The sequence below is a fragment of the Spiroplasma endosymbiont of Tiphia femorata genome, assembly GCF_964020225.1.
In the GTDB taxonomy this organism is placed as follows: domain Bacteria; phylum Bacillota_I; class Bacilli_A; order Mycoplasmatales; family VBWQ01; genus Spiroplasma_E.
This window is the reverse complement of sequence record NZ_OZ026544.1, coordinates 1,127,061-1,150,840: the sequence shown is the minus strand read 5'-3', so window position 1 is coordinate 1,150,840 and position 23,780 is coordinate 1,127,061. Positions and strand designations below refer to the sequence as shown.

Genomic DNA, 23,780 nt, shown 5'->3' with positions numbered 1-23,780 from the left:
AAATGAAGTTAATGGTAACTAAAGAATTATTCAAACAAAGTACTGTTTCTAAATTTTCAAGACTTTTTTCTTTAATTTCAAAAGTAATTTTTGGAAATCCTAGAACTTATATTTTTGTATTTTTATTAGGTTTTTTAATTTCTGCATTATCATCGTGATTATGAAATAATTATAGTTATTATCAAATTTTACCCCCCATTTTGTTAAATTTTTTATCAATATCAGTTTTTATTTCATCTTTTTATTTAGGAATATTTATGATTGAATGGCGAAAGAAAAACTTTTTAAAAAGAATAAAAATAATTGGTATTAATGAATATTATATTATTTTAACAATTTTTTTATCAAATTTAATAATGGTATCATTATCAGTAAGTATTAATATTATTTGTTATAATATTTATTCTTTAATTTCAATATTTAATTTTCATCTAAATTTACTTTCTAATATTAGATGATTTATTTGAATTTTCTATATATTTGCTATGATATTATTAACATTTTTTTTAACAGTTGCTAACATATTTATTACAACATTTTTTCCTAAGTTTAATTTATCATTTGTAATGCTTGCTATTTTTACCATATTTTTCATTATTTTTTCGGATGTTTTAATTCAACCAACAGTAACTAACAATAATTTAATATTTATTGTTATTGGTTATTTGTGTCCAACTAAATATTTTATTTGGTTTAATATGTTGATTACTTCATATCAATTTTTAGATTCACTAGGAATAAGTCAAATTATTCAAAATTATAATGAAATATCATTTGTTGTTTTTACTAGTATTTGGCAAACATTAATTGGAATCTTGATATTTACTATGTTGTTTTCTTATTTATCAAAAAGATTTTTTAATTGAGGAATGAAAGGATAAAAATTGATGAAAAAAATATTATTACTTTTTAGTGTTTTTAGTTTAATTTCTGCTCCTGCTAGTTTAGTAGTTGCTTGTAATATTGGTAGTTTAGATGGTAGTGATTATTTAAATGGTTTACCAAATTTTGACTGAACAAATTCAGATTATGGAGATGGTATTAATTTTGATAATACTAACTCGCAAAATGTTATTAATAATATTGGTAATATTAATGATTTGGGAAATGTTAAACCAAGCAATACTGGTCATTATTTAAATTATTCAAAATTTAATACTGGTTTTCAATGAACACAAAACATTAAAAAACAAGCAGTGACTGGCATTCCTTTAAATAAAGGTTTTATGCCTAATGGTAATTATGCTTCTGATTTTGGAATAACTTCTTCAGCTCGAAAATATTTAAGAATGAATTCAATTTTAGATTGGAATCCACAAAAAGACTATGATGCAAAGTATAATCGAGCAACAGTACCTTTACAGAAACGTCAATTTGTAGCAACATACAACTCAAGTAACCAAGATGAAAATATTAATTATAATCAACTAGGATTTTCAACACGAAAACATCGTACTTTTGATAATACAATAGTGGGGACAAAAAATCCATTTGAAAATACACCATTAAATTGACAATATACTAATTATTTTATTAATTGGTCAGGTTCTTGATTTGAAGGACCAATTGTTCCACCACCAGCTGATGTTATTGATAGTGCACACATTAATGGAACACCAATATTTGGTAATCTTTTTCTTGATGGATATCATGGTTTAACAAAAGAAATGTTAAAAGATTTTCTTAGTAAAAATAGTGATGGTACTTATAAAATAGTTGATATTTTAATTAATATTGCTAATTATAATGGCTTTGATGGTTGATTTATTAATAATGAACCAAACGGTGCTGCTCCCAATGGTACAGTTTTAGATTATAATGTTATGGCCGAAATTATTAAAGAGTTTAATTATAAAGTAGATACTGCTAGTGATCCAAATATTCAATCATTAAAAATAATTTTTTATCGTAATGGTGCTACAGTTTCAAAAAGTGTTAGTGGATATAATGATATAGAAACATTAAAAATGGCAGATAGTGGTTATCGTAAAACTAATGGTGAAGTTACACCAACTGATATTCAATTAACTTTTGGTGAAACACCAGATAAAACAACATCATTTTTAACAGATTATCCAAATTATAGTGGTAAAAATTTAAATACTATTCTTGATGCTGGAGCTAATGCCCAATTTTTTGGAAGTTATGATTTTCGACAATTAGGTTATGCAGAAACAATGATTGCTGGTAAACCTCAATATAATAAAAATGTGTATACTGGAATTTCTGATTTTTTAGATAATGGTGCTGGAACATTTGGATCGTATGCTTATAATTGAGCTAAAAATCATAATGTTAATGATACTAGAGCTTATTTATTTGCGACACAAACAACAAATTTATTTAATAATATTCAATTTTCAGGAACAAATACTTTTATTAGAAATAATAATATTGGTATGCAAGCAAATAATAATGCAAATGATTATCAAGGTTGAAATGCAAGTGATAATTATCAAGAGGCAGCATTTATATCGGATCCTAGAATAAAAACTGCAGTTACTAAAGGAAAGCCAAATCCATTTGTAAAAGATACTATTTATAATTATTTAACTAATAATGGTTATAACTCATCAAGTTATGGCATTGGTGATTTAGTTAAAGAACGAACTACTTTATTTGATGATAATCAAATTTTAAATAAGAAAACTAATTTTTCAATGGGTAGTGGTATTAAATTTGTTAATCATGATCAAAATGGTAATAGTATTGTTGCTAATGATTATCCATGAACAAATCGTAGATTAACTGATATTTTACCAACTTATCAATGAAAAATTTATGATGATGCTCATCCAGAACAACCATTAGATATCTCTAAAATTTCTGGTTTTTATGATTATGATCAAGTGTATGAAAAAGGAAATTCAATTGCTATTGGTTCGGGTTTTAATGAAGAAGGTAGTATAGTTAATGGCGATTGAAATACAAATAAAGTTTATGATTGAGATATTATGGGAACTAATTTAATTAAAAATGACCATCAAATTAGTTTTATTTATAATACTAATAGTGATAATAATGCTAAAGTTAATTTTTTAGTTACTACTACTGATCAAAAATCGTTAATAGCAAACCGTCAAACTTTTTCACCAAATAATGAAGAAAAGTTACAAGGTGGTTGAGTTAAAATTACTTTAGATTTAAAGAAAATTGGTGGTATTAATACTTTTAATCGTATTTCTAAATTAGGATTACAAATTAAAGCAACTAATAATAATTTTAAGTTTAATGTTGGTGAATTTGAAATAAATAGTCCAACAACTAATAATCAAATCAAAGAAAATACAGTAATTTCAAATCCAAAATCAGAATATGTAATTAATCGAACAGTTAATAATCAAATATTATACAATGCTCGTTTTCAATGAGATGCTGTTAATATTGAAAATTTAAGTTATTATGCTATTTATTATTTTGATGAAAAAAAATGATATCGTATTGGCGAAACTAGTCAAAACTATTATTTTTAAAAAATTTAAAATCTATTCATAATCAGTTAAAATTAATGATTAAACCAGTTTATAACAATAATGTTATTTCTCAACAATCATTTGTGTTTAATATAGAAATTTAAAGGTGAAATATGAAAAATAAAAATAGTATAGTAATTTTTAGTCATTGTATAAGTTATATGTTTAAAACGATTTTAAAAACATTTAGAACTTATATTTACTTTTTAATAATGCCTGTTATTTTACTTAGTTTAGTTTATTTTTTAACATCACAGTCAATTATTAAATATAATCGTTATATTATAGTTTCTAGTTATATTTTATTACCAATATTATTTAATATTTTTTTAATTGGACATCTTATTTGTCAATGACGCGAATCAGTTTTTTAAAAACAATTACACAATTTTGGTATCAATAAGATTGCATTTATTTTAAGTTTATTAATTGTTATTTTTGTTATTTCTTTTTGTACAGTATTTATATTACTTGGATATTTATTTTTTCTTGATCAGTTACAAGGAACTAATATCATGACAGTATGAATATTAGCAATGAAAACTTTTTCACAATGATTTGGTCTTATATTTAGTATTAGTCTAAATATTATTGTTATTTTTTTCTTGGCTTTATTAATTTCTGGTTCTATAAAAAATCCTTATATAATTCAAACAATTAATATAATTATTTTTTTAACTTCTATTTTATTTGGTGATTTTTTTATTGATATGACATATACAATTTCAACACCAACCATTATTATTGGATATTTTGTACCACAAAAATATATAACTTGAATTAATTTTATTTTTTATAGTCAAAGTGATAAAAATTATTATAATTTTTATCAGATTGTTCCTTCAGTTGATTATAAACTATCATTCACCAATATTTATCAACCAGTATTTTCTTGCCTAACATTTATTGGTTTGTTTGCTGTTGGATCATATTTTTCTTTTTTACATGGTACTAGAAAATAAGCAATTAAACAAAATATATTCTTATTTTTTAATTTTTAAATATTCAATAAGTGTATTTAAATATTGAATAATATATTATTTTTATAATTAAAAAAAGAAAAATTATGAAATTTAAAAATAGATCTTGAAAAAAAATATTTTTTAAGGAAAATTAGATTGTAACAAAAAAAGGACACGGTATATAAGAAATAAAACTAGTTATTTTTTTAATCAAATATGGATTTGATACAAATTTGTTAGATAGGAGAGACTGGGAAATGAAGGTAATAAATGATTCTGTTAGTGACGAAATTTTAATGAATGGTTATCAAAAATTTTGTTATTCTTTTAGCAAAATTTTATTAGTTATTTTATTATTTCCTTTTGTTTATTTTTATTCAAAAAAATATCAAAAACAATTTTTTAAATTTTGTTTTACTTATCAAAAAGAAGGAAATGTTAAAATTAATGATGATCAATTAGTTGATATTAATAGTTTTGATTATCATTATTATGATTGTAAGATTAAAGAACTTAATAAATATGGTTATCCAATTGATTGAAAAAAAGAAAATTATCAAGAATTTGTTATTAAAAATAATAATAATGAAGATATTAGTTGTTTAGCTGTTATTCAAAAAAATAAAAGCAACAAATGAGTTATTGGTTTTCATGGTTGAACTGAAAATAAATATTTAGCTTTAAGGTTAGTGTCTTGATTTTATTAAGAAGGATATAATATTTTAACATTTGATAGTGTTGCTCATGGTAAAACTTATGGTCAATATAGTGATACTGGTCTTACTTGTGCGCAAGATGTTAATTGTTTAATTAATTGATTAAAGACTAATTATCAAGTTGAAACAATTGGTTTAATTGGTAATAGTATGGGTGCATCAACAATTAATTATTATTTGTTGAATTATGCACCAATCAGTTCAATTAATTGAGCAATTACCGATTGTGGATTCTCTAATCTACTTGTTCAATTTCGTTACGTCATGCAATATCGTTATAAAAAACCTTGATGATTAATTAGTAATGGTATATCTAAAAGATATCAAAAATTTACAAATACAAATATTTTAGAATATGATTTATTAAAAAAACTAAAAACAGGATTTAAAGTTCCTACCTTATTAATTCATGGTAAAAAAGATGATTTTGTCCCATTTTTCATGGCTAATGTTATTCATAATTTTCAAATTAAAGGTAATAATAAAAATTATAATTATTTATTTTTAGAAAATATTGGTCATGTTGAAACTTTGCCAAATGCTCATCAAACTTATATTAATGAGATAAAAAATTTTATCAATAAATATGAAATGAATAATAATTAGATAGAGTTAAGAAAAATTACTATAGTCTTAATTTATTCATTGAACATTTCTTATTTTATTTTAGGGGGTAAAAATGAAAAAAATGCAAATTGTTTAATAATAGAAAAAAGAGATAATATATACATAATTAGTCCTACACCCAAATTACAAGATGATATGGGTATGGCGTGTTATGTTAAATATAATACAGAAAATGATGTAGTTAATAAAAATGATTTAGTATTAACAGTAGAGGCTTCAAAAGCTATTTTGCATGCGCGCAGTCCACTAACAGGAAAGGTTTTGGAATATAATCAAAGAGCAATTGAAAATCCAACTCTTTTCAATTCAAAAAAGTCTAAAGATAATTGAATTTTGAAATTAACAGATGTAGTTGAAAAAGAATTTTTAGAACTTGAAGATAATTAAAATTGATTTACAAATTTAATAAAATTGGAGGAATATTATGATTTTAATTGAACCTATAAGAAATGGTAAATATATCAAAGATGGAGCTTATGCTTTAGCGATTCAAGTATGAGCACTACATAATTTAAAAGTAAAAAACAAAACGATAATATTTCTTTTTATTTGTGATCCTCATATTCAATTGGGATATTTTCAAAATCCAGAGGTTGAAGTTAATAAAGAATATTTGGATAAAAATAATATTCCAGTTGTGCGTCGTGATACTGGAGGAGGAGCTATTTTTATTGATTCAAATTCAGTAAATTTTTGTTTTTTAATTCCATTAAATTCTAATACTAATTCGATTTATGCTAATTACCAAGAATTCTATAAGCCAATTATAAAAGTGCTTAAAGATATGGGGATTAAAAATATCATGCAAAGTGGAAAAAATGATTTGACAATTAATGGTAAAAAAGTTTCTGGAGCAGCTATGTTAAAAGAAGATAATATTATTTATGGTGGTTATTCATTACTTTATGATATTGATTTGGATGCTATGATCTTGGCACTTAAACCAAGTCGTAAAAAAATTGAATCAAAAGGAATTAAATCAATTAATCAAAGAGTAGATAAATTAAAAAATCACCTTAATGAACAATTCAAAAAATTAACTATTTTTGAGTTTAAAGATGAAATTATTAAACGATTGATGAATGTAGAAAAAATAGCAGATGTTGAACGATACGTTTTATCAAATGAGCAATGACTAGAAATTGACAAGTTAGTTGATCAAAAGTATAAGAATTGAGAATGGGTTTATGGTTTAAGTCCTCGCTATCAATATAATCGTGAAGCACGTTTAGAAATTGGAACAATGAATATTTCATTAATAATTGATAATGGTAAAATTAAAAGTTGCAAAATTAGTGGTGATTTTTTTGCTACAAAAGATTTAACTATTTTTGAGAAAGGTCTTGAAGGTACTAAAATGATTAAACAAGATTTAAAAATAAAATTACAAGAATTGGATATTTCTTCATATTTTTTAAAGAAAATAGATAATGACCAATTTTTAGAATTAATTTTGAGTTAACATGAATAAAAAATATTCTAAGTTATTTTCACCAATCAAAATTAAAAATTTTGTTTTTGATAATCGGTTTGTGCTTTCACCAATTACCTTAAATGTTTCTAGTTATGATGGTTTTGCTAGTAAAGAAGATATTGATTATGCTCTTAAAAGAGCTCATAGTGCATACTTAGCGATATCTAGTGCTGCTTATATTAATTTAGAGGGACAAATTTTTGAATTTGGTTTTTCTGCTGCTAATGATGAACATATTGATTCATTAAAACAAGTTGCTAATGCTATGAAATCAAAAGGTGCAAAAGCTATTTTACAGTTAGCACATTCAGGTCGTTTTTCTATAATTAGTTTAAATCGTTTAGGTTATGTAGTTGGACCTTCTAAGCAATCTTTTATGTATCCTTTTCCACATGAAGTTCAAGAACTGAGTATTAAGCAAATCAAAGAATTAATTAAAGATTATCAAAAAGATACCTTAAGGGCTATTGAAGCTGGTTTTGATGGTGTCGAAATTTCTTCAGCACAAAAACTTTTAATTCAAGCTTTTTTTCAGTAATTAGTAATCAAAGAAATGACATTTATGGTAATCAAAATTTAGAAAATCGTTCACGTTTGGGATTAGAAATTTTACAAGCAGTAAGAGAAACAATTGATAAGCATGCTAGTGAAAATTTTATTTTAGGATATCGAGCTACAGCTGAAGAAACTAGAGGTCAAGAAATAGGTTATCCAATTGAAGATTTTTTACAATTCATGGATCAAGTATTAATAAACATTAAAATTGATTATTTAGCACTAGCTAGTTGGGGAAGAAATATATATAAATATAAAGTTCAATCTCAGGGGGAATATTTTAATCAATTAGTGAATAAAGTTGTTTATCAACACATTAATCAACGTATTTCTGTTATTGTGAGTGGTGGTATAAATAGTCCTGATAAATGTTTAGAAGCCTTAGAATATGGAGATATGATAGGATTATCTTCTGTTTTTGTAGCCGAACCTGATTTTGTTAGAAAAATAAAAACTATGCAAATTGATAAAATTAATTTACATATTACTGAAAAAGATATTGAAAAATTAGCTATTCCTAAAGCTGCTTTTAAGGAAATGGTTAAACTTATGGATTATGGTGAAAGTTTACCTAAGGATACTAGGGATGAGTTAAGAAAGTTAGAAAATAATTATTCAATTAAAAATTAATATTTTGTTTAGAAAAAGGTAATAAAAATATGAAACAAAAATGAAAAATTAAAACTATTAATGAGTTAACTACTTTACAATATGAGGTCATTATAAATTCAGTAACGGAACTTCCTTTTAAAAATAAATATTGAGATAATAAGGAAAAGGGAATTTATGTCGATATTTTATCAGGTGAACCATTATTTGCATCATCAGATAAATGTAATTTTGGTCATGGCTGACCAAGTTTTACAAGACCAATTAGTGAAATAGTTATCCTTAAAAAGGAAGATAATACTAACCTAATGTTGCAGCGTACTGAAGTACGTTCTAAAAAAACTGATATTCATTTAGGACATGTTTTTAAGGATGGTCCACAAAAAGAAGGCGGTTTACGCTATTGTATTAATTCAGCAGCTTTACGTTTTATTCCGTTATCAGAAATGATTACAGAAGGATATGAAGAATATTTATCTTACATTAAATAAAAATATTTTTATTGTATATTTATTATCTTGATAATGTTTTATGATTATAAATTTTATTATAAAGTCCTAATTTTATTAGGACTTTATGTTGTAAAAAATAAATAAACAATGATATTATGATTTAAATTATTTTTTCTGTTTTGTTTATTGTTAGAATATATTTTTCATTTTTACATGATAATAGGAAATAAAAAAAATAGTATATTAATAAAACCGGAGATAAATTAATATTTTAGTACAAATTATCTTGAACCAACAATTATTAGTAGTATAATGAAAAGGTATGTTCATTCATTATTTTAAAAATTAGTATAATTAAAAGTGTAACTGCAATTAACTAAAATATTTAGGAGGAAAATTTAAATGTGAGTTGAGAAATTTGATAATCCCCAAAAAGAAATTTTTCAAATATTAAATGAAAAAGGAGTAATTAATCCTAATTTTGTTGATTATTTAAAAAAATTTGATAGTAAGGTTTTATTAAAAGCATATGAAAACATGTGTTTTTCACGAATACAAGAACAAATGCAAATGGAATTAAACTATGAAAAAGATGAAAAAGGACAAGTTAAATTAGTAAATGGAATTCCAAAAGTAATCGGAAAAGTTATTAACTTTTTATCTTCAAAAGGTCAAGAAGGTGTTGAAGTTGCTTATGCTAGTTGCTTACGACCAGGTATTGATTGATTAGTACCGGCTTATCGTAATAATGCAGCATGAATTACTGCTGGATATCCAGTTGAAAAAGTAATTCAATATTGATTAGGAAATGAAATGGGAAGTCAAATGCCGAAAGGTGTTAATATTTTACCAGTTAATATTCCAATTGCTACTCAATATTCACATGCAACAGGTATTGCTTTTGCTGAAAAATATAAAAAAGATAAAGGAATTGTTATTACTACGATTGGTGATGGTGGTACTTCTGAAGGTGAGTTTTCTGAAGCAATTAATTTTGCTGCTATCCATAAATTAGCTGTTGTTTTCTTTGTTGAAAATAATCAGTGATCATTAGATACACCAACTGCTAAAGCAACAATGAGTCCAACTTTTGCACAAAAAGGAACAGCATTTGGTGTACCTAATATTCGTGTTGATGGTAATGATTTTTTTGCTGTTTATTATGCTACACAAGAAGCAATTGAAAGAGCAAAAAAAGGTAATGGTCCTTCATTAATTGAAGCTGTTACTTATCGTCAAAATGCGCATTCTGCTTTTGATATTAAAAAAGATTATTTTTCTGCTGAAGATTATAAAATTGAACAAGAATGATTAAAAAAAGATCCAATCGATCGTATTAGAGAATATTTAAAATCAATTAAACTTTGAGATGACAACAAACAAGCAGAATTAGATAAACAAATTACTAAAAAGGTTAATGATGCAATTACTTGAGCATTAAAAAATGAAAGTGTTTCAATTGATGAAATATTTGATTATACATATGAAAAATTAACACCACAATTAATAGAACAAAAAGCAGAAGCAAAAGCTTTCTTCAATGAAGGAGAGAAAAAATAATTATGAAAAGAAATAATGTGCAAGCTATTACTTTAGCCTTAGAATTAGCAATGAAAAAAAATCCTAATGTTGTTGTTTATGGTGAAGATGCCGGTAATGTTGGTGGTGTTTTTCGAGCAACTAAAGGTTTACAAGCAAAATTTGGCGTTAATCGTTGTTTTGATGCACCAATTGCTGAAGCAGTTATTGCTGGTAGTGCCGTTGGAATGGCAATTAATGGTTTAAATCCAATTATTGAAATGCAATTTTCAGGATTTGCTTTCCCTGCTTTTCAACAATTGTTATGTCATGCTGCACGAATGAGAAATCGTTCTCGTGGTAGATTCACTTGTCCAATGGTAGTACGTATGCCTTCATATGATTGAAATAATGGTAATAATGGTGCTTTGGAGCATCATTCAGAAGCAATTGAAGCTTTATTTTGTCATATTCCAGGTTTAAAAGTAGTTATGACTTCAAAACCTAATGATACTAAAAAATTATTATTGGCAGCAATTGAAAGTCCAGATCCTGTTATTGTTTTAGAATGTTTAGGAACTTATTTCAATAGTTATACTAGCAATAATTATACATATGATGTTAGAGAAGAAGTTAGTGATGCTTATGAAGTGGCTGTTCTTGGTAAAGCTAAAGTTCTTAAAGAATATAAGGCTGAAGAAAAACCTGATTTAACGATTGTAACTTATGGTTCAAAAGTTTATGATTGTGAAGCTGCTGTTAAAATTTTAGAAGAAAAAGAAAATTTTAAAATTGAATTAATTGATTTACAAACATTACAACCATGAGATGAAGAAACAGTTGTTAATTCTGTTAAAAAAACAGGAAGATTATTAGTTGTTTCAGAAGCGGTTCGTTCATTTTCAGTTGCCTCAGAAATTATTACCGTTGTTAATGAAAAGTGTTTTGAATATTTAGAATGTCCTCCAACAAGATTAACGGGTTATGATATTACTGTTCCACTGTCTAAAGGTGAAAAATGATTTATAATTAGTCCAGATAAAATTATGGAAAAAGTTAAACTAATGATGAATTATCCAGTTTAGTTAGTTGTTTAAAGAAAGGAAAGTGAAAAGATGGAATTGAAGTTTAAAGATATGGATGGAATAGATGAAGTTACTGTAACTCAAATTCATGTTAAAGTTGGAGATAATGTAAAAAAAGGTGATAATGTTGTTGATATCGAAGCAGATAAAGCTTCAGATAGTATTAAAGCCGAAGCAGATGGTAAAGTTTCTAAGATTCTTGTTAAAGAAGGAGATAGTATTAAGTCAGGTGCTGTTATTGTTGAGTTTGGTGGGACGATTAGTGATAATAAAAGTCCTTCATCAACAAATTCTTCACCAAAATCTGAATCAGTTGCTAGTACATCTACAGTATCACCAGTTGAATTACCAAAACAAAATGTGCAACCTATTCAACAAACGGGTAAAGTATTAGCAACACCATTAGCACGTAGAATGGCTCGTGACTTAGGTGTTGATATGGGAACAATTAAAGGAACTGGTCCTCGTGGTAGAATTTTAAAAGATGATTTATTAAATGCCAAGAATGGTGGTACAACAACTAGTGCTACTGCATCAACAACACCTATTAATTCAATATCTTCAGTTTCTGCTACAACTATTAGTTCACAAGGTATTAATGTTACTAAAATCGAAAGTTTTGGTAATGTTGAACATTTACCATTATCAGGAATTCGTAAGGCTGTTGCTAATCAAATGTCATTATCAGTTTATACAGCACCACATGTTAGTTTAATGATTAATGTTGATGCTGAAAACTTAGTACAATTACGTGCAACTTTAAAAGAACCAGCGGAAAAAGATCCAGATGGTAGTGCTAAATTAACATTTATGCCATTCTTTGTAAAGGCTGTTGCTAAAGCGTTAAAAGAAGAACGATTTAAATTACTTAATTCAACTTTGAACATGGCTAATAATGAAATTCTTGTTAAAAAATATTATAACATTGGTATGGCAGCTGATACTGAAAAGGGTTTAGTAGTTCCTGTTATTAAAAATGCTGATCAACTTTCATTATTTGAAATAGCAAGACAAGTTAATTCATTGGGTGATAAAGCTCGTAAGGGGCTATTAAAAGGTGATGAAATGCAAGGTGGATCATTTACTATTACTAATTTTGGTTCAGCAGGAATTGAAATGGGAACACCAGTTATTAATTATCCAGAAGTAGCAATTTTGGGTCTAGGAATGATGCAAAAAAAACTAATTATTGCTGATGGTAAAATTGTTGAACATAAGTTCTTTCCATTATCACTTTCAATTGATCATCGTGTTATTGATGGTGCACCTGCTGGTTATTTCCTTTCTCGACTTAAAGAGTTATTAGAAAATCCAACATTAATTTTAGCTTAAGGAGAAAATGTAAAAGATGTCTAACTATGATTTTGATTTAATAATTATCGGGGCAGGTCCTGGTGGTTATGTAACAGCGGCTCGAGCAGCAAAGATGGGTTTAAAAACTGCAATTGTTGAAAAAGATAACTGAGGTGGAGTCTGTTTAAATGTTGGATGTATTCCTACTAAGACGTTACTAAAGGGCGCAAAAGTTTTTCATTATATTGAAAATGCTGATAAATATGGTGTTGCTATTAAAGATAAAAAAAATATTGAAATTAATTGAAAAGTAATGCAAGATCGTAAAGCTGGTGTTGTTAAAGGTTTAACTGGTGGTGTTGGCTTTTTAATGAAATCTAATAAAGTTGAACAATTATTAGGGACTGGAAGTGCTATTGATAAAAATACGATTTTAATGAAAGCTAAAGACGGTAAAGAAAAGAAATATACTACTAAATATATGATAATTGCTACTGGTTCAAAAGTAAAAATGTTTGATAATCCTAATGGTCCACAAGGTTTAAGTGAAAAAGATTTAAAAACAAACCAAACATTATTAACTTCGACTGAAATTCTTTCTTTAAAAGAAGTTCCAAAAACACTAACTATTATTGGTGGTGGTGTTATTGGAATTGAGTTTGCTTGTTTATTTAGTACACTTGGTACTAAAGTTACTATTATTGAATATTTAGATCGTATTTTAGCATTACTAGATGAAGATATTAGTACAACTTTAACTAAAATTCTTGAAAAAAATGGTGTTAATATTATTACTGGTCATAGTGTTAATGAATTAAAGGATAAAACTTTAACTTATTATGCTGCAACCGATAAAGAACATAAAAAACCATTAACAGTAACTAGCGACTATTGTTTATTAAGTACTGGAAGAACGCCAATTACTGAAGGTTTTACTAATTTGGGAATTCAAATTAAACCCAATCAAGCATTTGCCGTAAATAATAAATTGGAAGCTTTAGATGCTAACAATAATGTTATTGATAATATATATGTAATTGGAGATGCTAATGGTCAAAGAATGCTTGCTCACGTTGCGTCAACACAAGGATTAGCAGCACTTAATAATATTTTAGTTAAAGAAGGTAGAACGGATGCTGATAATCAGCCATTGAAAGAGCAAGAAGTAGATTATAATAAAATGCCTAGTTGTATTTATTCATTCCCTGAAGTGGCAAGTGTTGGTTTAACTGAAACTGAATGTAAATCTTTAGGTAAAGAATATTTGATGAAGAAAATACCATTTACTATTAATGGTAAGGCATTGGCTGATGGTGAGACTGATGGTTTTGTTAAAATAATTATTGATAAAAAATATGGAGAAATCCTAGGTGCTCATATTTTATGTTCAACGGCTACTGATATAATTGCTGAAATTGTTAATATTATGCAAACGGAAGGTACTATTGTTGAATTAGCCTCTTCTTGTCATCCACATCCAACAATGTCAGAAGTAGTTATGGATGTTGCACAAGATTTAGAATTAGAATGATACAAAGTTAATAAAAAATAGAAAATAATAAAAATGTACCTAAAAATTTAAAGGTACATTTTTATTGTAAAATTAATATAATATTGATTAAAAAGTATTGCTTCTTCTTTTTTTATCAAAAAAATAATTAGTGGTATTACTGTTAATTTCTTTTTGTAAATATTTATTTCATGTAGTTATTTGTTCAAATTGTATATTTTCTAAATTTTCATTACATAAATTATTATTTTCTGACGTTCTTTTTTTAAATAGTGTTTGAAATGTTTTTACTTCATTTTGTTGCATTTCTGTTTTATCTTTATCTTCTAATAATTTGCATATAATAGTATTTTTTTCTGTTCGGCATTTAATAAAAATATTTTCTTTACATTTCACTGCTTGTTCTCAATTTTTATCTTTTTCAATATCAAAATCATATTTATTTGTTGACATTTTATTATTGTTCCTTTCGAGATAAAAATGTTAATTATGTCACTTTGGATAAAAAACCAATAGTAGTGACAAGTTAATTTTATAATGATATTTAAAAATATTTATATATGATCTATAAATAAAAAAAGTGTAAAAAAATTACTTTAATTTTCTAAGTAAAAAATTAAAGTAATCATTATTTTTAAATAACCTTATTGATTTGATTTTTTGTTTTATATTCAATAAATATTTTTTGAAAAAGAGGATCTGTTAAAACATTATTTAATACTAGTTGTTCATATGTTTCATAGTTGTGATTTCTTTGCACATAATATGTTTCATAAGCAAATAAGTGCATAATCATATTACCAATGGTAGGATTACTTTCTTTATTATTTTTTCAAAGTATTTCTTGTAGTTTAATACCGTGTTTTTTAAATAACATATTCATTGAATGTTTTATTTTATGTGGTCTAGTTAATATTAATTTTTCAATAGCACTACTAATATTAAGACCATTAGCAAATATATCATCTAAACTATGAATAAAGTTTCTCAATTGAATTAATTCGAGTTCTTCAAATAATTGTTCATTATCTTGCAAAATTTTTTTCATTAATAACATTTTAACATGACTATCATTTTGTTCAATATAAATAGGAATTTTAATCATATTAGTGAAACTTCTAATGATTGGAATTAATTCTTGTTTAAATTGATAGCCTAAATGGTAGTGAATTATAAAAAATAATAATAAAAGATTTTCATATATTTTATTTAAATTCAAAAAGGTAAGTGATTTTTTATGTTCATCTATTGTTTTAATAAATGACTGATGGAATTGAGTGATAATATTAATAATATCTTGTGAAGTATTTTCCAAACATACGTTTTTAAAATTGGTAAGTATAGTTTTTTTATATATAAGATTTGCATTATTAAATTCTTTTAAAGCATTTTTATAATAATCTGTTGTGAATGTTTCTGAAAGTTCTTTTTGTAAACTATTAATTTTTTCTTCATCACAAAGAATAACTGCATCTTGATAGTTTAAAAATAAAACAATTCAATTTATACACATTTTTTTTTGAACAACAGTTAAATTTGTATCAACGAAACATTGGAATAAAGCACCGCCAGTTTCAATGATACACTCATCAGCTGTTTTGTTAATTAACATTATTTGGCACCTAACTTTCTTTTTTGTAGTTTTAATAATTTAATTAAAAAGTGTTTTAAGGTCAACTATCTTCTTTAATATTCTATCATTATAAATGACTTTTTTAAATTTTAGTAAAAATTACCAATTTTAATAATTTTTTTAAACAAGTTAAAAAATGACTATTAACTTTAGATTTTTAAATCACTTGAAAAAATATTTAAAAATTTTTTAAATCATTAGATAATCAGATGTATTTTTTTGTTCAATAGTTAAGTTTGCATCAATGAAACATTGAAATAAAAAACCTCTATTTTAATGATGTAATTATTAGTTGTTATATTAATTAACATTATTTGGCACCTAACTTTCTTTTATAATTTGATAACTTTTAATTAAAATATATTTTAAAAGTCAGTTATCTCTTTTAATCTCCTATCATTATAAATGACTTTTTTAAATTTTAGTAAAAATTACCAATTTTAATAATTTTTTAAACAAGTTAAAAAATATTATTAACTTTAAATTCTAAAATGTTATTTTTAAAATTATTTAATGATTTTAAAGTAGGTTACTATTATTATATTTATATAACATCAACATATACTTTAAAATTGAAGTAATGCTCATATTTTATCTCAAATTCTTTATACAAGGGAGTCTAATAATTTTTAAATAAGTATAATTTGTTATGCAAGTTTTTTATAAACTTTTATATTTTTTCTAATTTTTTAAATATTAATTTTATAATCAAAAACTTAGTTAAACACTTATGGGACAAGATGTGATAGTGTGAATCTTGTATTCTTATTCTAACACATAATATTTGAAACTTCTTCTTTTTGGAAATTATTATTAATTGTAATAAAAAACTTTAGTATTAGCGATAATTATTAATTAAAAGCATTTTTTACTATAAATTAATTATAAAATAGATTATTAAAATTATAGTATTTTGACTTTAATAAGAGTAAAAAAAACTAATTTTATGAAAAATAAATAAATTTTGTAAAACAAAAAATAATATGTACAATATAATTATTAAGTTTAATATAAGTTTTTAACCCATTGCTTTTTTTAAGTAAATGGGTTTATTAATAAAAAAAATAAGAGGTAAAGAAGAATGGTAAATGATTTAGTTAATATAAATAAGTTTATAAAAAGTTTAAATACAAATAATATTAATAGTATAGATTTGATGCAACAATATTATTATCATGAAATAAGAGAAAATATAGAAATATATAATGAATTAATTGAAAAATTAGACAATATTTTTTCATTATTTAATATAACTATAGAACAAGAACAAAAATATAACAATTTTTTTATTTTTTTAAAAGAAGAAATAATAAAAACTAAGAAAAAATATCAGGAAAATTATAAATATGAAATAGAACAAATTGCCAAAATTTTAGATCAAAATCAACAGACTATTGATAATTATTTAGTAGTCAATAATAAATATAGTATTATTATTGCAAGTTTAAATAATAAAAAAATTACTAAATGAAAAAATAATTTTTTAAAAATTATTACTTTTGGTTTTTGAGATTGAAATAAAAAAATAACAGTTCAACAAGAAGAATTAGAAAATTATAAAATTAATAATGAAGAATTGATAAAAGGGAAAGAATTAGAAAATGAAAAACTAAAACAAGAAAAAACTACTATTTTGATTGAAAAACTAAAGAAAAATATGTTTGAAATAACTAGTGTTCTTGCAGAAGTTGACATTTTAGAAGAAGAATTTAAAAAAATGCTCAGTGAAAAAACTAATAATGAACCTGAATGTGAAATTTCAGAGGAAGCAATTGAAGTACTAAGTAAAAAAAGAAGTTCATTTTGTTCACAAGATAGTGGTTTTGATTCAAATGCAAGTAGCGATAGTGAAGAATCTTCTTATCCAGAAAAATTAAATCCATTTATTAATGATGATGACGTAAGTTCTCAATCAACCAGTATTTTTAGTAAACCAATTTTGCCAAAAATGTAAATAGATAAATATAGTTATTAAAATAATTGTTAATTTTAATAATTAAATATTAATAAATAAATTATTTAAATACTTACATCAGTAAGTGTTTTTAATAGAAAAACTTATTTATTTAGAAAAAATATGTAACTTAGTAAAAATAAAGAAATTATTATTTTAAAATCTTTTTATCTGTTAAGTATTTTAACTTGACATCATTATGTGAATAAGATATTATTAAAAAGGTTTATTTGCCACAAATTAATAGAAGGAGGTAATTTATGGTTAAATTACGCTTAATACCAACAGGAAAAAGTAAATCAGTGCAACCTAGTTACAGAATTGTTGCGATTGATGCAAGAACAAAACTAAATGGTAGATATATTGATAAATTAGGTACTTATAATCCAACAAGCAAAGAAAAACAAGTAACTATCGATGAAGTAAAAGCATTAAAATTTTTATCAAATGGTGCTCAACCAACAGAAACTGTTCGTAGTTTATTATCAGCAGAAGGAATTATGACTAAATTTCATAATTTAAGACAAGAGAGAAAAAGTAGCAAACCTAAAAAAATAACAAAAAAAGTTACTGTAAAAAATAAAAAAACTGCTACTACTGATTCTATTAAAAAAGAAGAAGCACCCGCTACTTAATATTAAAATATGCTACAAGTGATTAATTAATATGTATGTAACATTGTTAGAAGGTTTAATTGAACCAATTTTACTTGATAAAATTTGTGAAGTTGAGATTCGCGAATTAGTAGAAAAAAATCACTATGATTTAATATTAATGGTACCAAAATCATTAATATCAGTATTGATTGGTAAAAAAGGAAATACTATTCGTGCATTATCAACAATTATTGAAAGCAAAGCATATTTAGAAAACAATACTATTAAATTAGTAATTAATGAGTTTTAAGATGAAATATTTAGAATTAGGTACTATTGTTAATACTCATGGTCTTATTGGTGAAGTTAAGGTTTTATGTAATTATTATGGTAATAAATTTTCATGAAAAGAAAAAACAACAGTTTATTTAGAAGAAACTAAACAACTAACACCTTTAATTATTTCAAGAGTAAGAAATCATAAGCAGTTTTTATTATTAACATTTGAAAATTATAATACTATTGAGTTAGTAGAAGGTATGAAAAATAAAAATTTAGTTATTAATACTGAAGAAATAATTAATGACAACTTACCTTGATTTTATGAAGATATTCTAAATTATGAAGCATTTGATGCTAATAATAATGCTTTTTTAGGAAAAGTTATTGCTTTCTTAGATAATAATCATCAAGGTTTATGAGAAATAAAAATGACTAATAAAAAAACCTTTTTTATTCCTAATAATAAAGTATTTATTAATAAAATTAATAAAGAAGAACAAAAAGTTTATTTTAATATTATTGAAGGATTAATTAATAATGACTAAAAACCAATTCACAATTATAACTTTATTTCCCAATGCTTTTAATGATTTTATGCAAACATCAATCATCAAACGAGCTATTACTAAAAAACAAATTAGCATTGATATTATTGATATTAGAAGTTTTGCTAATAATAAACACCAACAAGTTGATGATGCTCCTTATGGTGGTGGCAATGGTATGGTTTTACAAGCAATGCCAGTAATTAATGCTATTAATAGCGTAAAACTTAAATATCCTGAGACTAAAACAATTTTACTTAGTCCACAAGGTCAACAATGAAATCAACAATTAGCTTATAAATATAGTCAAAAAAATATTAATTATATTTTAGTTTGTGGTCATTACGAAGGTATTGATGAACGCATTATGTCTTATATTGATGAAGAGATTTCAATTGGTGATTATGTATTAACTGGTGGTGAATTACCAGCAATGGTTATTATTGATTGTATTACTAGGTTAATTCCTAATGTTATTCAACATCAATCTCATCTTAATGATTCTTTTAATAACTCATTATTGGATTATCCAACATATACAAGACCAGAAGAAGTACTAGGTATGAAAGTTCCAGAAGTTTTAATTGGTGGTCACCATGAAAAGATAGCAGAATATCGTCATCAACAAGCATTAATTAATACTTATAAAAAAAGAATTGATTTATTTAAAAAATATCAATTATCTGCAAAAGATAAAATAATAATTGAAGAATATAAATCTTCACTTAAAAAAAATAAACGAAAGGAGAAATAAAACATGCAAAATGCAATTATTAAATTAGTTAGCGAAAGTCAACTAAATCATAATCTTCCTAATTTTAAATCTGGAGATACAATCCAAGTTTTTTCTAAAATTAAAGAAGAAAAAAAAGAACGTATTCAAATGTTTGAAGGAGTAGTTATTGCTCGCAAAGGTTCAGGAATTACGCAAAATGTTATTGTTCGTAAAACTGTTGGTGGTAAAGGTGTCGAAAAAACATTTGCTTTACATTCACCATTAATTGATAAAATTAATGTTATTCGTAAGGGTAAAGTAAGAAGAGCACGTATTTTCTACTTACGTAAATTAAGCGGTAAAGCTGCTAGAATTAAAGAAATTAAAACAGTAAAACCCGTTAAATAATAATTAAACCACCGTTATTAAAATCAATGGTGGTTTTCTAAATTGATATAAAATAATAATAAAATGTATTAAAGGAGTTAAAAAAATGCCTAATGAAAGTACCCATAATCAAATTCATTGATTCCCTGGTCATATGATGAAAGCCATTAAAGCAATTGAAACTAAGTTACCAATTATTGATGTTGCAATTGAAGTTTTAGATGCACGAGCACCATTAGCAACAAAAAGTACTTTATTAGATCGTTTATTAGAGAAAAAAATAAGAATTATTGTTCTTAACAAAGTTGATTTAGCAGATGATAATTTTACTAAAGAATGAGTTACTTTTTTTGAAAGTCAAGGTTTTTCTGTTTTATTGGCAAAATCATTAACTACAAAAATGAAACCACAGTTGTTAAATTTAATTACTAAATTAATGGAACCGCAAATGGAAAAAGAATTGGCAAAAGGTATTGTTAATCCAAAAATTAAGGTATTAATTATGGGATTACCAAATACGGGTAAATCAACATTTATCAATAATTTATTGCAACGTAAAGTAACACAAACTGCTAATATACCTGGTGTTACTAGAGGTCAACAATGAATTAAATTAAATCCAACGATTGATTTGTTAGATAGTCCTGGTATTTTACCACCAAAAATGAATGATCAAAAAGTAGTAATGATTTTAGCTTTAATTAAAGCAATTCCTGTTAAACATTTATTTTTAGAAGAAATGGCTAATTTTGCTTTAACCTTTTTACTTGAGAATTATTATGAAAGATTAGTAAAATATTATAATATTAATTTTGAAATTAAAAATATTAATGATGAAACATTATTTCTTTATTTTAAGAAATTAGCACAAAAATATCATTTAAAATTGGCTAATGATGAAGATAATACTCATCGTGCCATGAATTTATTTATTAATGATTTACAAGTAGGGAAACTAGGATTAATTTCATTTGAAATACCACCTAAGATTTTAAAACATGAAAAGTAGTTTACGATACGAAATTGATAATTATTCATCAGGAACATTAATTGCTGGTTTTGATGAAGTGGGAAGGGGAGCTATTGCAGGACCAATTGTTGTTGCAAGCGTTATTCTTAAACCAAACTTTAATCATCCTTTAATTAAAGATTCAAAACAATTATCAGCAAAACAACGAATAGCAATGTATCAAATTATAATTGATAATGCACTAACAGTTGTTGTTAGTATTAAAAGTCATCAATTTGTTAATATTCATAATCCTAAGCAGACTAGTATTTTAGCAATGATAGAAGCATTTAATAAATTAAAAATAGTACCTGATGTGTGTTTAGTTGATTTTGAAAAACCGCAATTTCCTAATTTTCTAGAAAAAGTTGAAGCAATAGTTAAAGGTGATCAAAAATCACTTAATATTGCTAGCGCTTCGATTATTGCTAAAGTAGTAAGAGATAAAATTATGATTGATTATGATACTCAATATCCTAATTATGGGTTTAAAAATCATAAAGGGTATTATACAAAAAATCATCAGATAGCATTACAAAATTATGGTATTTGTGATATTCATCGTATTAGTTGTGCGCCCGTTAAAAAATATAGCGGAATTATATAATAGAGAAACTTTTATTATTACAATTATTTACTGGTAATAAGTTATTATCTAATTTATTTATATCTGTTGCTAATAATTTATTATTTTGAATATTAAAAATTTCTTTAATTGGTTTAGTTCCTTGATTTATTAAAATATTTTTAAATGATTGAAGTCCAATTTTTTGTAAATTCTTTTCTAATTGGCTTGTAGGTGTTTTAATATTATAGGCAACTTCTAAATAAAAGAATCTTTTTTGAAAGTCATGGTCAAAATCTTGATATTTTTTATAGATTTTTTCTATTTTATTTATTATATTTTTATTTAATATTTTTTGAAAGGCATTATTGTTAATAATGTCTTTGCTAATATTTTCTAATAAATAGTGTAGTGGAAATAATTCAGTAGAATAACTAGTAACATTTTTATATGGTAATAATAAGTCATTGATTATTTCTTTTTTAATATTGTATTTTTGTCTAATTTTATTAGAAGTTTTAATTATATTTATTTTAAAACAAAATTTATTATCTTTATTATCAATTACTAACATAGTTGAAAATATTTCTTTATATATTTTTTTTAACATTTTATTTTTCCTTTTTTATTTGGATATTTAATTTAATAAAAATCCTAATATAGAAAAATAGCTATATTAGGTATATACATTTATTAAATTAGAATAATTATATCTAAAAATATGAAATAATACTATTTATTTTTACTATTTATTTTTTATTATTGCTTTTCTTAATGATTATGGACAAATCTTATTGAGATTTTTAATTTAATTTTTTTGAAATAAACTTATATGTTTATTAAATTTTCTAGTTCTGTTATAATTAAAGTATATTAATTTAAAGTAAAATAGTTTTTAATTTATAATTTAAGATAGTCAGGGGAATTATAATGACAAAGAGATTGGTTATAATTTATTAGCATTTGTATATTTTTCAAATCAACGTCGCGGTACTGCTAAATTAGTTTTGAAAAAAAGTACATGTAAACGTATTATTAAAATTTACAAGAAAAATAAAAATTTACAAATAAGTGATAAGGTAAGATTATTATCTAATTTGTTAAGTAGTAATATTGTTTCTAAAATTTCAGCTTTAGCAGAAGAATCTTCAATGCCATATACTTTGATTGATGAAATAGTTTTTGTTATTCTTGAACAATGAGAACTATTTTTACAATGAAGTAAAAAAAATAACAAATGCTCTTATTATTACTGTTAATAAAAATCTAGAATTTAGCGCTGATTGAGTAGGTAACGAGAATATTTTTGCAGAGTTAATAACCGAATATACTATTAATTATAAAGAATTAGGAATGAACACCATTATTTTTAATAATGGTTTTTCTTACGAAAGATATGGTATTAAGTATAGTGCTAATGGTATTGCTAAAATTATTTTAACACCATGTTTATGAAAACAATTAGATAAATTAAATAATAGTTTTGGGATATCGCAATATTTAAGGAATGAACAAATATTTTGTTATCTTTCTTTAGAACCAAATTCTGATAAAATTTTAAATTATGCTTTTGAACAATTGGCAGTTTTAATTTTTAATAATAAAAAATATGTTAATGATGCTTTTCTTAAGTTTAAAGTAGGTGTTGTTTTAGAATTTGAAGCAGTAGTGCATGAACAATTTCAATTAAAACAAATTTCAGCAATGAAAGTTAATAGCGAAGAATTAAAATAATATATATTATTTTGAAGTAAAAAATAAGGTAATACTAGACTAGTATTACCTTAATTAATATATTTTAGAAAAATTGAATAATGATT

The 23,780-nt window shown here is 24.2% G+C and carries 25 protein-coding genes and 1 pseudogene; 23 read left to right on the top strand and 3 right to left on the bottom strand.

Going from position 1 to position 23,780, the window contains the following annotated elements; translation table 4 throughout:
- The first annotated feature begins 2 nt into the window (after positions 1–2).
- From AACK83_RS07100 to lpdA, 13 genes and pseudogenes are all read left to right on the top strand, one after another.
- The gene (locus AACK83_RS07100; protein WP_338957274.1) at positions 3–881 is read left to right on the top strand and encodes a hypothetical protein; all 879 of its coding nucleotides are present in this window, start codon (positions 3–5) and stop codon (positions 879–881) included.
- Positions 882–887: 6 nt separating this feature from the next.
- Complete coding sequence (locus AACK83_RS07095) at positions 888–3,473, top strand: endo-beta-N-acetylglucosaminidase (RefSeq protein WP_338957272.1); 2,586 nt, start codon at positions 888–890, stop codon at positions 3,471–3,473.
- A 515-nt stretch (positions 3,474–3,988) separates the two neighbouring features.
- Entirely contained in the window at positions 3,989–4,435 is a 447-nt protein-coding gene (locus tag AACK83_RS07090; RefSeq protein ID WP_338957270.1) for a hypothetical protein, read from the top strand.
- A 257-nt stretch (positions 4,436–4,692) separates the two neighbouring features.
- Positions 4,693–5,142: a hypothetical protein gene (locus tag AACK83_RS07085; RefSeq protein ID WP_338957268.1), complete on the top strand. Its 450-nt coding sequence runs from the start codon at positions 4,693–4,695 to the stop codon at positions 5,140–5,142.
- Between the two features lie 159 nt (positions 5,143–5,301).
- Complete coding sequence (locus AACK83_RS07080) at positions 5,302–5,757, top strand: prolyl oligopeptidase family serine peptidase (protein ID WP_338957266.1); 456 nt, start codon at positions 5,302–5,304, stop codon at positions 5,755–5,757.
- Positions 5,758–5,796: 39 nt separating this feature from the next.
- Positions 5,797–6,165, top strand: coding sequence for a hypothetical protein (locus tag AACK83_RS07075; RefSeq protein WP_338957263.1), 369 nt, complete (start codon positions 5,797–5,799; stop codon positions 6,163–6,165).
- A gap of 37 nt (positions 6,166–6,202) precedes the next feature.
- The gene (locus tag AACK83_RS07070) at positions 6,203–7,240 is read left to right on the top strand and encodes a lipoate--protein ligase (protein ID WP_338957261.1); all 1,038 of its coding nucleotides are present in this window, start codon (positions 6,203–6,205) and stop codon (positions 7,238–7,240) included.
- Position 7,241: 1 nt separating this feature from the next.
- Positions 7,242–8,437, top strand: a pseudogene (locus tag AACK83_RS10630) (NADH-dependent flavin oxidoreductase).
- A gap of 29 nt (positions 8,438–8,466) precedes the next feature.
- On the top strand, positions 8,467–8,907 hold the full coding sequence (gene msrB / locus AACK83_RS07055) for a peptide-methionine (R)-S-oxide reductase MsrB (RefSeq protein WP_338957257.1): 441 nt from the start codon (positions 8,467–8,469) through the stop codon (positions 8,905–8,907).
- Positions 8,908–9,270: 363 nt separating this feature from the next.
- Positions 9,271–10,428, top strand: a complete 1,158-nt coding sequence (locus AACK83_RS07050) for a thiamine pyrophosphate-dependent enzyme (protein ID WP_252320590.1) — start codon at positions 9,271–9,273, stop codon at positions 10,426–10,428.
- A 2-nt stretch (positions 10,429–10,430) separates the two neighbouring features.
- A complete protein-coding gene (locus AACK83_RS07045) occupies positions 10,431–11,471 on the top strand; it encodes an alpha-ketoacid dehydrogenase subunit beta (protein WP_286642632.1) in 1,041 nt (346 codons plus the stop codon).
- A 30-nt stretch (positions 11,472–11,501) separates the two neighbouring features.
- A complete protein-coding gene (locus AACK83_RS07040; protein WP_252320586.1) occupies positions 11,502–12,803 on the top strand; it encodes a dihydrolipoamide acetyltransferase family protein in 1,302 nt (433 codons plus the stop codon).
- A 16-nt stretch (positions 12,804–12,819) separates the two neighbouring features.
- Entirely contained in the window at positions 12,820–14,316 is a 1,497-nt protein-coding gene (gene lpdA, locus AACK83_RS07035) for a dihydrolipoyl dehydrogenase (RefSeq protein ID WP_338957249.1), read from the top strand.
- A 66-nt stretch (positions 14,317–14,382) separates the two neighbouring features.
- Here the strand turns inward: lpdA and AACK83_RS07030 are convergent, their stop codons facing one another.
- Positions 14,383–14,727: a hypothetical protein gene (locus AACK83_RS07030; RefSeq protein ID WP_252320582.1), complete on the bottom strand. Its 345-nt coding sequence runs from the start codon at positions 14,725–14,727 to the stop codon at positions 14,383–14,385.
- Positions 14,728–14,908: 181 nt separating this feature from the next.
- The gene (locus AACK83_RS07025) at positions 14,909–15,886 is read right to left on the bottom strand and encodes a hypothetical protein (protein ID WP_338957242.1); all 978 of its coding nucleotides are present in this window, start codon (positions 15,884–15,886) and stop codon (positions 14,909–14,911) included.
- A gap of 1,102 nt (positions 15,887–16,988) precedes the next feature.
- Here AACK83_RS07025 and AACK83_RS07020 point away from each other — a divergent pair.
- From AACK83_RS07020 to AACK83_RS06985, 8 genes are all read left to right on the top strand, one after another.
- The gene (locus AACK83_RS07020; protein WP_338957240.1) at positions 16,989–17,861 is read left to right on the top strand and encodes a hypothetical protein; all 873 of its coding nucleotides are present in this window, start codon (positions 16,989–16,991) and stop codon (positions 17,859–17,861) included.
- Between the two features lie 260 nt (positions 17,862–18,121).
- A complete protein-coding gene (rpsP, locus tag AACK83_RS07015; RefSeq protein ID WP_308699597.1) occupies positions 18,122–18,496 on the top strand; it encodes a 30S ribosomal protein S16 in 375 nt (124 codons plus the stop codon).
- 43 nt (positions 18,497–18,539) lie between these two features.
- A complete protein-coding gene (locus AACK83_RS07010; protein WP_338957234.1) occupies positions 18,540–18,767 on the top strand; it encodes a KH domain-containing protein in 228 nt (75 codons plus the stop codon).
- A gap of 1 nt (position 18,768) precedes the next feature.
- A complete protein-coding gene (rimM, locus tag AACK83_RS07005) occupies positions 18,769–19,284 on the top strand; it encodes a ribosome maturation factor RimM (RefSeq protein ID WP_252319423.1) in 516 nt (171 codons plus the stop codon).
- Entirely contained in the window at positions 19,277–20,038 is a 762-nt protein-coding gene (gene trmD, locus AACK83_RS07000; RefSeq protein ID WP_338957232.1) for a tRNA (guanosine(37)-N1)-methyltransferase TrmD, read from the top strand. Before rimM ends, trmD begins: the two co-directional genes overlap by 8 nt.
- 3 nt (positions 20,039–20,041) lie before the next feature.
- Entirely contained in the window at positions 20,042–20,407 is a 366-nt protein-coding gene (rplS, locus tag AACK83_RS06995; RefSeq protein ID WP_252319419.1) for a 50S ribosomal protein L19, read from the top strand.
- 85 nt (positions 20,408–20,492) lie between these two features.
- Positions 20,493–21,395, top strand: coding sequence for a ribosome biogenesis GTPase YlqF (gene ylqF / locus AACK83_RS06990; RefSeq protein ID WP_252319417.1), 903 nt, complete (start codon positions 20,493–20,495; stop codon positions 21,393–21,395).
- Positions 21,385–22,002: a ribonuclease HII gene (locus AACK83_RS06985; protein ID WP_338957221.1), complete on the top strand. Its 618-nt coding sequence runs from the start codon at positions 21,385–21,387 to the stop codon at positions 22,000–22,002. The genes ylqF and AACK83_RS06985 overlap by 11 nt, the downstream gene beginning before the upstream one ends.
- On the opposite strand, the gene AACK83_RS06980 is transcribed toward AACK83_RS06985, so the two are convergent.
- A complete protein-coding gene (locus tag AACK83_RS06980) occupies positions 21,995–22,570 on the bottom strand; it encodes a hypothetical protein (protein WP_338957219.1) in 576 nt (191 codons plus the stop codon). The genes AACK83_RS06985 and AACK83_RS06980 overlap by 8 nt on opposite strands.
- Positions 22,571–22,967: 397 nt before the next feature.
- Between AACK83_RS06980 and AACK83_RS06975 the strand changes: the two genes are divergently transcribed.
- On the top strand, positions 22,968–23,219 hold the full coding sequence (locus tag AACK83_RS06975; RefSeq protein ID WP_338957216.1) for a hypothetical protein: 252 nt from the start codon (positions 22,968–22,970) through the stop codon (positions 23,217–23,219).
- Positions 23,152–23,694, top strand: a complete 543-nt coding sequence (locus AACK83_RS06970; RefSeq protein ID WP_338957215.1) for a hypothetical protein — start codon at positions 23,152–23,154, stop codon at positions 23,692–23,694. Before AACK83_RS06975 ends, AACK83_RS06970 begins: the two co-directional genes overlap by 68 nt.
- Positions 23,695–23,780: the final 86 nt, after the last annotated feature.